Genomic DNA, 11332 nt, shown 5'->3' on the forward strand with positions numbered 1-11332 from the left:
CCGTTCGGCGAGCTGCCGAGGGTCGCGATGCTTTCGAATCTGCTGGTACAACTGGTCAATGGACTCGCCGACGCGTCGACGCTGTTTCTGGTCGCCGCCGGTTTGTCGTTGATCTTCGGCGTGACGCGCATCGTCAACTTTGCGCACGGCTCGTTCTATATGTTCGGCATTTACGTCGCGTATAGCATCGCGAGCCGCTTTGGCCACACGGCGGGCGGCTTCTGGCTGTCGGTGCTCGCCGCCGCGCTCGCGGTCGCGGTGTTGGGCGCGCTCGTCGAAATCGTCGTGTTGCGGCGGATCTATCAGGCGCCGGAGTTATTCCATCTGCTCGCCACGTTTGCGCTCGTGCTGATCTTTCGCGACGCCGCGCTATGGCTTTGGGGCCCGGAGGATCTGTTCGGCCCGCGCGCGCCACATCTCGCGGGCGCGGTCGACTTTCTCGGCCATCCGCTGCCCACGTACGACATCGCGCTGATCGTGATCGGTCCGGTCGTCTTGCTGCTGCTGTGGTACGCGTTGACGCGCACGCGTTGGGGCACGCTCGTGCGCGCCGCGACGCAGGATCGCGAGATGCTCGGCGCGCTCGGCATCAATCAGGCGTGGCTGTTTACCGGCGTGTTCTTCGTCGGCGCGTTTCTCGCGGGACTCGGCGGCGCGCTGCAAGGGCCGCGCATGTCGGCGAACCTGTCGCTCGACCTCGAGACGATCGGCAATGCGTTCGTGGTCGTCGTGGTCGGTGGCATGGGTTCGATTCCGGGCGCATTCGTCGCGGCGTTGCTGATCGCCGAGATCAAGGCGCTGTGCATCGGTATCGGGCACGTGACGATCTTCGGCATCGGTTTATCGCTGAGCCGCTTCACGCTGGTGGCCGAATTCGTCGTGATGGCGGTCGTGCTGGTGGTGCGGCCTTGGGGTCTGCTCGGCCGCGCGAGCGCCGCGGTGCGCGCGATGGGTACGCCGGAAACGCCATTGCGTCCGGCGGGCAGGCGTCTGAAGGGGTTGGCCGCCTTCGTGTTGCTGGTGCTGGTTCTGGCACCGCTCGCGGCCAACGCGTTTCCGTATATGCCGGTGCTGCTGGTTGAAATCCTGATCGCGGTGCTGTTCGCGGCGAGCCTGCATTTCATCATGGGTCCGGGCGGCCTGCATTCGTTCGGCCATGCCGCGTACTTTGGACTTGGCGCTTACGGCGCGGCGCTGTTTCTGAAGGTGCTGAATCTGCCGATGGAAGCTGCGTTGCTGCTCGGGCCGCTGCTCGCGGTGGTGGGCGCGCTCGTGTTCGGCTGGTTCTGCGTGCGCCTGTCCGGTGTCTATCTGGCGATGCTGACGCTCGCGTTCGCGCAGATCGTCTGGTCGGTCGTGTTCCAGTGGGACGACGTGACGGGCGGCAGCAACGGCATTCTCGGTCTATGGCCGTCGAACTGGCTGTCTTCGCCGGTCGCGTTCTACTACCTGACGCTCGCGTGCGCGGTGCTCGGCGTGTGGCTGCTGCGCCGCATGCTGTTCTCGCCGCTCGGCTATGCGATGCGCGCGTCGCGCGATTCCGCGCTACGCGCCGAGGCGATCGGCATCGACGTGAAGCGGGTGCAATGGGCGTCATTCGTGATTGCGGCGCTGTTCTGCGGACTCGCCGGATCGCTGTACGCGTTTTCGAAGGGCAACATCTCGCCCGAAGTGATCAGCGTGAGCCGCTCGGTCGATGGCCTCGTGATGGTGCTGCTCGGCGGCTTGCAGACGTTGAGCGGGCCGATCGTCGGCGCGGCCGTGTTTACGTGGCTGCAGGACACGGTCGCGCGCCAGACCGACTACTGGCAGGCGCTGCTCGGCCTCGCGATCCTGCTGCTGGTGATCGCGTTTCCACAGGGTATCGTCGGCTTCATTCGCGAGCGTTTCGGCGACGCGAACGGCGATCAGGCCGACAAGACCAACGGCGGCGCCGCGTCGCCGTCGCAACGGGCCGCCGCGGTCAAGGAGGGGCTATGAGCCTGCTGCGCGTAAGCGGTCTGTCGAGATCGTTCGGAGGACTGAAGGCGGTCGATAACGTTTCATTCGATCTCGAAGCGGGTCAACTGCTGGCGCTGCTCGGCCCCAACGGCGCGGGCAAATCGACTTGTTTCAACATGGTCAACGGCCAGTTGCAGCCGTCGTCGGGTTCGATTCTGCTCGACGGTCATGAACTCGTCGGCATGCGGCCGCGCGATATCTGGCGGCGCGGCGTGGGCCGCACGTTCCAGATCGCCGCGACGTTCAACTCGATGACGGTGCTCGAAAACGTGCAAATGGCGCTGGTGTCGCGCGAGAAAAAGACCTTCGGCCTCTGGAAACCAGCGGGCTCGCACCATGCCGACGAAGCGTTCGCGCTGCTCGAACAGGTCGGCATGGGCGCGCACGCGAAGCGCGCGTGCGGCGTGCTCGCGTATGGCGACGTGAAGCGCGTCGAGCTTGCGATCGCGCTCGCGAACCGGCCAAAGCTGCTGTTGATGGACGAACCGACCGCCGGCATGGCGCCGAAGGAGCGCAACGAATTGATGGCGTTGACCAGGCGGCTGGTGACCGAACACAAGATCGGCGTGCTGTTCACCGAGCACAGCATGGACGTCGTATTCGCATACGCCGACCGGATGATCGTGCTCGCGCGCGGCAAGCTGATCGCCGAGGGCGACGCCGGCACGATCCGCAACGACGCGCGCGTGCAGGAGGTCTATTTCGGCACCGGCAAGACGTTCCGGCCGCACGCGCCACTGCAAGACGCGTCAGGCAGCGCGCAGGATCGTGGAGCATTGCAATGAGCGAACCGATGCTGAAAGTCTCCGGCCTCAATGCGTTCTACGGTCGCGCCCACATCCTGTTCGACGTCGGCCTCGAAGTCGGCCGCGGCGAGGTGGTCGCGCTGATGGGCCGCAACGGCGCCGGCAAATCGACGACGATGAAAGCGGTGATGGGACTGCTGCCGCGCCGCCACGGTGAAGTGACGTTTCGCGGCCAGAACATCAGCGCGCTCGCGCCGTACAGGATCGCGCGCATGGGCGTCGGTTTCGTGCCCGAGGACCGCCGCGTGTTCGCGGACCTGACGGTGATGGAAAACCTCGACACGGGCCGCCAGCCGCCGCGCGAAGGCGCGCCGCAATGGACGCCCGACAAGCTGTTCCGCCTGTTTCCGAATCTCGGCGAAATGCCGAAGCGCCCCGGCGGCCAGATGAGCGGCGGCGAGCAGCAGATGCTGACCGTGTCGCGCACGCTAATGGGCAATCCGTATCTGGTGCTGCTCGACGAACCGTCCGAAGGCGTCGCGCCGGTGATCGTCGAGCAGATGGCGAACATGATTCTCGAACTGAAACGCGAAGGGCTATCCATTCTGTTATCCGAACAGAATCTGCACTTCGCCGAACTGGTCAGCGACCGCGCGTATGTGCTCGAGAAAGGGCAGATCCGTTTCAGCGGCAAGATCGGCGAACTCGCACGGAACGAAACAGTGAGGCGCGCTTATCTGAGCGTGTGAATTCATCGGGTAGTGTCGGCGAAAGGAGAGGCAGATGGCGGCAGAGACGTTGACAGGCTTGTCGGGCAAGGTCGCGGTAACGAATATCGGGCTGCTGCTGTCGGGCGATATCGATCAGCCGATTCTCGACGCGGACACGCTGGTGATCGACGACGGCGTGATCGTCGCGCTCGGCCGCGAGAAAGACTGCGATCTCGAAGGCGCGCGCACGACGGTCGACTGCAAGGGCACGACGGTCGCGCCGGGCCTGATCGACTCGCACGTGCATCCGGTGTTCGGCGACTGGACGCCGCGCCAGAATCAGCTCGGCTGGATCGAGTCGAATCTGAACGGCGGTGTGACGACGATGATCTCGGCCGGCGAAGTGCATTTGCCTGGCCGTCCGAAAGACGTGCTCGGCGTGAAGGCGCTCGCGATCACCGCGCAGCGCTCGTTCGACGGCATGCGCGCGGCCGGCGTCGGCGGCGGCGTCAAGGTGCTGGCGGGCGCGCCGGTGATCGAGAAGGGCATGGTCGAGCAGGACTTCAAGGAGCTGTCCGAGGCCGGCGTGAAGCTGCTCGGCGAAGTCGGCCTCGGCAGCGTGAAGGGCGGCGAGGAAGCGCAACAGATGGTCGCGTGGGCGCGCAAGTACGGTATCCAGAGCACGATTCACACGGGCGGTCCGTCGATTCCGGGCTCTGGCCTGATCGATCGGGACGTGGTGCTCGCCGCCGATGCCGATGTGATCGGCCACGTCAATGGCGGCCATACGTCGCTGTCGTACCGGCACGTGTGCGATCTGTGCGAGCAGTCGAGCCGCGCGCTCGAAATCGTCCACAACGGCAACGAGCGGATCGCGTTGCTGACCGCGCGCCATGCGATCGAACTGAAATGCCCGCATCGGATCATTCTCGGCACCGATAGCCCAGCCGGCTCCGGCGTGCAACCGCTCGGCATTCTGCGCATGATCGCGCTGATCTCGAGCCTCGCCGACGTCCCCGCCGAAATCGCGTTCTGCTTTGCGACCGGCAATACCGCGCGGCAGCGCCACCTGCGCCAGGGGCTGATCGAGGTGGGCCGTCCCGCCGATCTCGTGTTCATGGACCGCGCGCAGCATACGGCCGCCGACACGCTGCTCGAAAGCGTGCAGCTCGGCGATATTCCGGGTGTGGGGATGGTGATGATCGATGGTCTGATCCGCTGCCGGCGCAGCCGCAATACGCCGCCCGCGACCGAAGTGCCGGTGGTGCTGTGAACGCGCGGCGCGACAGGGTGCTCGCATCATGATGAACCGCGCCGCGCAGCTCGTGCTGAAGGTGAACGGCGCGACGCATGTGGTCAGCGCGGCGGCGCAGACACCGCTGCTCTACTTGCTGCGCAATGATCTCGCGCTGAACGGGCCGAAGTTCGGTTGCGGTCTCGGCGAATGCGGCGCCTGCACCGTGCTGCTCGACGGCATGCCGACGCGCGCCTGCGTGACGACCGCCGAAGTTGCGCTGGGCCGCGAGATCACGACGCTCGAAGGGCTCGGCACGCGCACCGCGTTGCATCCGGTGCAGCAGGCGTTCATCGACGAACAGGCCGCGCAATGCGGCTACTGCCTGAACGGCATGATCATGACCGCGAAGGCGCTGCTCGATCGCGATCCGCATCCGAGCGTCGCGACGATCCAGCGCGAGCTGTCGCGCAATCTGTGTCGCTGCGGCACGCATGTCGAGATCGTGCGCGCGGTGCAGCGCGCGGCGCAATTGCTCGACGCGCAAACGGACGTGGACGACGGAGCGCGCGTATGACCGGGCCGGACTTCAGCGTCGATCGTCGTGGCGCGACGCCGTCGCGCAAGCAGTTGTACGACGCGCACAGCGTGCTGATCGTCGCGCGGCCGCCGCATGCACCGGTCAAGGCCGCGCGCGGCCAGCCGGGTTCGCGTTCTTCGTTCGTGCCGAGCGAGGCGGATCTGTTTCTGGTCGTGCGAGACGATGGCAGCGTGGTCGCGTTCAACGGTCACGTGGACCTGGGCACCGGCATCGGCACCGCGCTCGCGCAGATCGTCGCGGAAGAACTCGATGTGCCGTTGACGCGTGTATCGATCGTGCTCGGCCATACCGGCGAAACGCCGAACCAGGGACCGACGATCGCCAGCGCGACGATCCAGATTTCGGCGGTGCCGCTGCGGCAGGCGGCGGCGCAAGCGCGTCAGTATCTGGTCGCGCAAGCGGCCGCGCGCCTGAATGTAGACGCGAACGATCTCGACGTGCAGGACAGCCGCGTGTTTCCACGCGATGGCGACCCGGCGCAGGGCATTCACTATGGCGAGCTGATCAAAGGCCAGCGTGTCGAACTGCTGCTGTCGGCCGATGCGCCGTTGAAACCGCCGCACGCGTATCGCGTCGTCGGTAAAAGCGCGCCGCGTGTCGACATTCCCGCGAAGGCGACCGGTGAGCTGAGCTTCGTGCACGACGTGCGCGTGCCCGGCATGCTGCATGGACGCGTGGTGCGGCCGCCTTATGCGGGCGTCGCGCAGGGTGAGTTCATCGGGCACAGCCTGCTGGAAGTGAACGAAGCGGCGATTCGCGATTTGCCTGGCATCGTCAAGGTGGTCGTGATTCGCGATTTCGTCGGTATCGTCGCCGAGCGTGAGGAGATTGCGCAACAGGCGGCGCAGCGGCTCGACGTGCGCTGGAAAACGGTCGATGGCCTGCCGCCGCTCGACACGAGCGAGCAGGTCGAAGCGGCGTTGCGCGCGAATCCGGCGACGCGGCGCGATCTGGTGATCGAAGGCGACGTGGATGCGGCGCTCGCGCAAGACCCGTCGCGCACGTTGGAACGCACTTACGTGTGGCCGTTCCAGATGCACGCATCGATCGGCCCGTCGTGCGCGGTCGCGGACTATCGCAACGGAGACGGCGACGACACGCAGCTGAAAATCTGGTCCGGCACGCAGAACCCGCATTCGCTGCGCGCCGACCTCGCGTTATTGCTGACGCTCGACGAAGCGCGCATCGACATCGTGCGGATGGATGCCGCGGGCTGCTACGGACGCAATTGCGCGGACGACGTCGCCGCCGACGCCGCGCTGCTGTCGCGCGCGGTCGGCGCGCCGGTGCGCGTGCAGCTATCGCGCGAGGACGAACACGCGTGGGAACCGAAGGGCGCCGCGCAACTGATGGACGTACGCGGCGCGCTCACCGCCGAAGGCGAACTGGCCGCCTACGACTTTGCGACGCGCTATCCGTCGAACGACGCCCCCACGCTCGCGCTGCTGCTGACCGGCACGATTCCCGCGCAGCCGCAGGTGTTCGAGATGGGCGACCGCACGGCCGTGCCGCCGTACGACTATCGCAGCATGCGCATCGTCTGCGACGACACGCCGCCGATCGTGCGCGCCGCGTGGCTGCGCGGTGTGTCTGCGTTGCCGAACACGTTCGCGCACGAGTCGTTCATCGACGAACTGGCCGAGCAGGCCGGCGTCGATCCGGTCGAATTCCGCCTCAGGCATCTGACCGATCCGCGCGCGATCGACCTCGTCAAGGCGGTCGCGGCGAAAGCCGGGTGGGAACCGCGCGAACCCGCGTTCAGAACGCGCGGCGAGGACGACGAAGACGGCAACATCGCGCGCGGCCGCGGCATCGCGTACGCGCGCTACGTGCACAGCAAATTCCCGGGGTTCGGCGCCGCATGGTCCGCGTGGGTCGCCGACGTCGAAGTCGATCGCAACAGCGGCGAACTGGCGGTCACGCGCGTCGTGGTCGGCCAGGACACCGGCACGATGGTCAATCCGGATGGCGTGCGTCACCAGATTCACGGCAACGTGATCCAGACTACGAGCCGCGCCCTGAAGGAGCAGGTCAGGTTCGGCGACAACGCGGTGACGAGCCAGGAGTGGGGCGCGTATCCGATCCTGACGTTCCGCGAAGTGCCGGTGATCGACGTCGTGATGATGCCGCGCCACGGCGAGCCGCCGATGGGCGCGGGCGAGTCGGCGTCGCTGCCCGGCGCGGCCGCCATCGCCAATGCGCTGTACGACGCGACGGGGGTGCGTTTCCGTCGCCCGCCGTTCACGCCGGAAAAGATCCGCGCCGCGCTCGCCGACGCGCAGGCGGAAGACGCGGCGGCGCGCAGGAAAAAGCGCTGGCGGCGCGGCTTTTTCGGCTGGTTGGCCGCGGGCGCGGTCGGCTGGCTTGGCGCGCTGTCGTTCGCCTCGGTTTCCAGCGCGCCGCTTGCGCCGATCACGCCGCCGCTTGCAAGCGCGTTCGCGCCGGAACTGGTCGCGCGCGGCAAGCTGCTCGCGTCGCTCGGCAATTGCGCGGTTTGCCATACCGCCCACAACGGCGTGCCGAACGCCGGCGGCAAGCCGCTCGCGACCCCGTTCGGCATCGTCTACAGCACCAACCTCACGCCCGACGGCCAGACCGGGATCGGCCACTGGTCGCTCGAAGCGTTCGTGCGCGCGATGCGGCACGGCATCAGCCGCGACGGTCATCGGCTGTATCCGGCGTTTCCGTACACGTCGTTCCAGAACATCTCCGATGACGATCTGCACGCGCTCTACGCGTATCTGATGTCGCAAACGCCGGTGCGCAGCCGGCCGCCCGAAACGAAGCTCGCGTTTCCTTTCAGCGTGCGTCCGCTGATGGCTGCATGGAACGGCATGTTTCTCGGCCGCACCGCGTTTACCGCCAACCCCGCGCAGAGCGCGCAATGGAATCGCGGCGCGTATCTGGTGAATGGCCTTGGCCATTGCAGCGCGTGCCACACGCCGCGCAACGCGTTCGGCGCCGAGAAAACCGGCGCGGCGTTCATGGGCGGAGGCAGCGCCGAGGGCTGGGAATCGCCCGCGCTGTCGGCGTTGTCGAATGCGCCGGTACCGTGGAGCGAGGACGAACTGTTCCGCTATCTGCGCGACGGTCACGCGCCGTTGCACGGCGTCGCGGCCGGGCCGATGGCGCCGGTGATCGGCGATCTGGCGGCGCTGCCCGACAGCGATATCCGCGCGATGGCCGTCTATCTCGCGTCGCTCAATCCGCTGGAGCCGAACGCCGATCCGGCCGCGACCGCGCGCGAATACGAACAGGCCAGCGCGATGACGGGCGCGCCGGTCACGGCGGGTGCGCGGCTTTTCGACGGCGCGTGCGCCGCTTGCCATCACACCGGCAGCGGACCTCAGTTGTTCGGCGCACATCCGTCGCTGGCGCTGAACACGAACCTGCACGGCGCGACGCCGGACAACCTGATTCGCGTGATTCTCGACGGCATCGACTCGCCTGCGCGGCCCGAACTCGGTACGATGCCGGCTTACCGCGACAGTTTCAACGACGCCCAGGTCGCCGAGCTCGTGTCGTTCCTGCGCGGGCAGTTCGCGGGCGGCAAGCCGGCATGGCAGGACGTCGCCGCGAACGTGGCCAGAATCCGCGCGGAACCGCGCGAGCAATGAGCCGCCAGCCGTCGTCCGAAGGTGCGCAGGTCCACGCGCTTGCACGTCCGCTCGTTCGCATGTCTGACTAAAACCACCATTCCTTCTGATAACGGAGAAACGCATGACCACGCGCGCAGGATGGATCTCTCGCCTCATGGTGTCGACCGTGTGCTCGTTTGCCGCGCTCGGCGCGAGCGCACAGCAGACCATCAAGATCGGTGAGATCAATAGCTACAAGGCGCAACCCGCCTTTCTCGGGCCTTACAAGCAAGGCTGGAATCTCGCGCTCGAGCAGGTGAACGCGGCGGGCGGCGTGCTCGGCAAGCCGCTCGAAGTTATTTCGCGCGACGACAACGGCAACCCCGGCGACACGATCCGCGTCGCCCAGGAGCTGATCGCGCGCGAGCAGGTGCAGGTGCTGTTCGGCGGCTTCCTGTCGAACACGGGCCTCGCGCTCGCCGACTTCGCGAAGCAGAAGAAGATCTTCTTCCTCGCGGCCGAACCGCTGACCGACAAGATCGTCTGGGCCGATGGCAACAAATACACGTACCGTCTGCGTCCTTCGACCTACATGCAGGTCGCTATGCTGGTGCCCGAGGCCGCGAAGCTGAAGAAGAAGCGCTGGGCGATCGTGTATCCGAACTACGAGTACGGGCAATCGGCGGTGGCGACCTTCAAGAAGCTGCTGACGGCCGCGCAGCCGGACGTGCAGTTCGTCGTCGAACAGGCGACGCCGCTCGGCAACGTCGACGCGGGCGCCGTGACCCAGGCGATCGCCGACGCGAAGCCCGACGCGATCTTCAACGTGCTGTTCGGCGCCGACCTCGGCAAGTTCGTGCGCGAGGGCAATACGCGCGGGCTCTTCAAGGATCGCGCGGTGGTGTCGCTCCTGACCGGCGAGCCCGACTACCTCGATCCGCTCGGCGCCGAAGCGCCGACCGGCTGGATCGTGACCGGCTACCCGTGGTATTCGATCGATACGGCCGCGAACAAGCAGTTCGTCGATACGTATCAGGCGAAATATCACGACTATCCGCGGCTGGGCTCGGTGGTCGGCTATTCAGCGCTGATGTCGATCGCGGACGGCATCAAGAAGGCGGGTTCGACCGATCCGGACAAACTCGCCGCCGCGTTCAAGGGGCTCAACGTGCAGACGCCATTCGGCCCGATCATGTACCGCGCGCAGGACAATCAGTCGACGATGGGCGCGTATGTCGGCGTGACCGGCGTGAAGGACGGCAAGGGTGTGATGACGTCGTACCGCTATGTGGATGGCGCGAGCGTGCAGCCATCGGACGCCGAGGTGAAGAAACTGCGCCCGGCGGATTGAGGACGTGGCGCGCGGCGGTCCGTCGTGACTGCCGCGCAATGGCCGCGCGAGTGTTGGTGAATGCAAGTTCGCAGCGGCTTTTGCCACGAGCGGGCGGCTTTGAAAACGGCGGTTGCCGTCGGCGAAACCTACTCTTCCGCGTCGTGCTCCATGACGAAGCGCTTCAGATAAGCGAGCACGGCCGCTTCCATCGCGCGATGATCGGCGGTGTTTTTCGAGCCCGCGTTTTCTTCATCGCCGAACAGTGTGGACGGCGCGTTGTGCACGTCCACTTCCTGCCCTTCGCGGAATACGCGAATTTCGTGGACGTCTTCGACGTACTCGGCGATCCAGTGCACGCCCTCGATATGCGTGCCAGCGCGAACCGTAACTATCTTCATGGCTGTCTCCATGCAAGGCGGTCGATTTGAGTCAGCGCTTCGGCGCTTACTCCCGTCCCATGTCCACCACCATACGCCGTCCCGCCGACGCACGCGAGTCCCGCCGCGCAACCGCCGCCGGACCATGGCGCGGATGGGCGCTCCGGCACGCTCGTTGCTCAATGATGGAGACTCACCCACAACCGGAGAACCGTCATGCCAGAGCAGAAAACCTTGAAGCGTGCTGCGGCCGATAAACGCGCCGGCAAATCAGCGAGTACTCAAGCGGGAGAGTTCGTCAAGGAACAGGTGGACAAGGTCCGCGCCGGCAAGCACGGCGTGCGCTCGCCGAAGCAGGCGATCGCGATCGGGCTGTCCGAGGCGCGGCGCGCGGGCGTCGACCTAAAGCCGCCGAAGAAGGGCGCCACGAGCGAGGCGACCCGCAAGAAAGCGCAGAAGGACAGCGCGGCGGGCAAGCACGAAGGCGCCGCGAAAAAGAGTGCGAGCAAGGAGTCGAGCGCGAAACGCTCGCGTGTGTCGGAGAGCGTGCTCAAGCGCGAGAGCAAGGCCGGGGCGTCGTCGGCGGCGATGTCGAAGCAGGCGAAGTCCGCGGCGGCCAAGCGGCCAGCCGCGAGCCGCTCGGCCGCAGCCAAAAAGGCCGCTGCGACGAAGGGCGCGGCTGGACGCTCCGCTGCCGCGAAAAAGGCCGCGCAAACGCGGGCGTCGCGCGCGCATCACTGAGCTTGCGGCTC

At 66.5% G+C, this 11332-nt stretch carries 9 protein-coding genes; 8 read left to right on the forward strand and 1 reads right to left on the reverse strand.

The genetic code is table 11. The annotated features are described in order from the left end of the window. Positions 1–27: 27 nt before the first annotated feature. From HDG33_RS09925 to HDG33_RS09955, 7 genes are all read left to right on the forward strand, one after another. On the forward strand, positions 28–1980 hold the full coding sequence (locus tag HDG33_RS09925) for an ABC transporter permease (RefSeq protein ID WP_184024984.1): 1953 nt from the start codon (positions 28–30) through the stop codon (positions 1978–1980). Then, the gene (locus HDG33_RS09930) at positions 1977–2786 is read left to right on the forward strand and encodes an ABC transporter ATP-binding protein (RefSeq protein WP_184024987.1); all 810 of its coding nucleotides are present in this window, start codon (positions 1977–1979) and stop codon (positions 2784–2786) included. The genes HDG33_RS09925 and HDG33_RS09930 overlap by 4 nt, the downstream gene beginning before the upstream one ends. Continuing rightward, positions 2783–3496: an ABC transporter ATP-binding protein gene (locus HDG33_RS09935; RefSeq protein WP_184024990.1), complete on the forward strand. Its 714-nt coding sequence runs from the start codon at positions 2783–2785 to the stop codon at positions 3494–3496. Before HDG33_RS09930 ends, HDG33_RS09935 begins: the two co-directional genes overlap by 4 nt. A gap of 34 nt (positions 3497–3530) precedes the next feature. Then, positions 3531–4730 (forward strand): amidohydrolase family protein, encoded by a 1200-nt coding sequence (locus tag HDG33_RS09940; protein WP_090807235.1) that lies wholly within the window; start codon positions 3531–3533, stop codon positions 4728–4730. A 31-nt stretch (positions 4731–4761) separates the two neighbouring features. Then, complete coding sequence (locus HDG33_RS09945) at positions 4762–5268, forward strand: (2Fe-2S)-binding protein (protein ID WP_090807233.1); 507 nt, start codon at positions 4762–4764, stop codon at positions 5266–5268. Beyond that, positions 5265–8909, forward strand: coding sequence for a molybdopterin cofactor-binding domain-containing protein (locus tag HDG33_RS09950; RefSeq protein ID WP_184024993.1), 3645 nt, complete (start codon positions 5265–5267; stop codon positions 8907–8909). The genes HDG33_RS09945 and HDG33_RS09950 overlap by 4 nt, the downstream gene beginning before the upstream one ends. Before the next feature lie 103 nt (positions 8910–9012). Then, entirely contained in the window at positions 9013–10221 is a 1209-nt protein-coding gene (locus tag HDG33_RS09955; RefSeq protein ID WP_184024996.1) for an ABC transporter substrate-binding protein, read from the forward strand. Positions 10222–10349: 128 nt separating this feature from the next. Here HDG33_RS09955 and HDG33_RS09960 read toward each other — a convergent pair whose 3' ends face one another. Then, the gene (locus tag HDG33_RS09960) at positions 10350–10601 is read right to left on the reverse strand and encodes a hypothetical protein (protein WP_184024999.1); all 252 of its coding nucleotides are present in this window, start codon (positions 10599–10601) and stop codon (positions 10350–10352) included. 195 nt (positions 10602–10796) lie between these two features. Between HDG33_RS09960 and HDG33_RS09965 the strand changes: the two genes are divergently transcribed. After that, positions 10797–11321, forward strand: a complete 525-nt coding sequence (locus HDG33_RS09965) for a DUF6496 domain-containing protein (protein WP_090807227.1) — start codon at positions 10797–10799, stop codon at positions 11319–11321. Positions 11322–11332 lie beyond the last annotated feature (11 nt).

The organism is Paraburkholderia sp. Cpub6, assembly GCF_014201065.1.
GTDB lineage: Bacteria > Pseudomonadota > Gammaproteobacteria > Burkholderiales > Burkholderiaceae > Paraburkholderia > Paraburkholderia tuberum.

Bases quoted from the DNA above. Each gene is read 5' to 3' on its own strand.
- HDG33_RS09940 (WP_090807235.1), top strand. From the start codon at position 3,531: ATGGCGGCAGAGACGTTGACAGGCTTGTCGGGCAAGGTCGCGGTAACG.
- HDG33_RS09930 (WP_184024987.1), top strand. From the start codon at position 1,977: ATGAGCCTGCTGCGCGTAAGCGGTCTGTCGAGATCGTTCGGAGGACTG.
- HDG33_RS09935 (WP_184024990.1), top strand. From the start codon at position 2,783: ATGAGCGAACCGATGCTGAAAGTCTCCGGCCTCAATGCGTTCTACGGT.
- HDG33_RS09950 (WP_184024993.1), top strand. From the start codon at position 5,265: ATGACCGGGCCGGACTTCAGCGTCGATCGTCGTGGCGCGACGCCGTCG.
- HDG33_RS09945 (WP_090807233.1), top strand. From the start codon at position 4,762: ATGAACCGCGCCGCGCAGCTCGTGCTGAAGGTGAACGGCGCGACGCAT.
- HDG33_RS09925 (WP_184024984.1), top strand. From the start codon at position 28: ATGCTTTCGAATCTGCTGGTACAACTGGTCAATGGACTCGCCGACGCG.
- HDG33_RS09955 (WP_184024996.1), top strand. From the start codon at position 9,013: ATGACCACGCGCGCAGGATGGATCTCTCGCCTCATGGTGTCGACCGTG.
- HDG33_RS09960 (WP_184024999.1), bottom strand. From the start codon at position 10,601: ATGAAGATAGTTACGGTTCGCGCTGGCACGCATATCGAGGGCGTGCAC.
- HDG33_RS09965 (WP_090807227.1), top strand. From the start codon at position 10,797: ATGCCAGAGCAGAAAACCTTGAAGCGTGCTGCGGCCGATAAACGCGCC.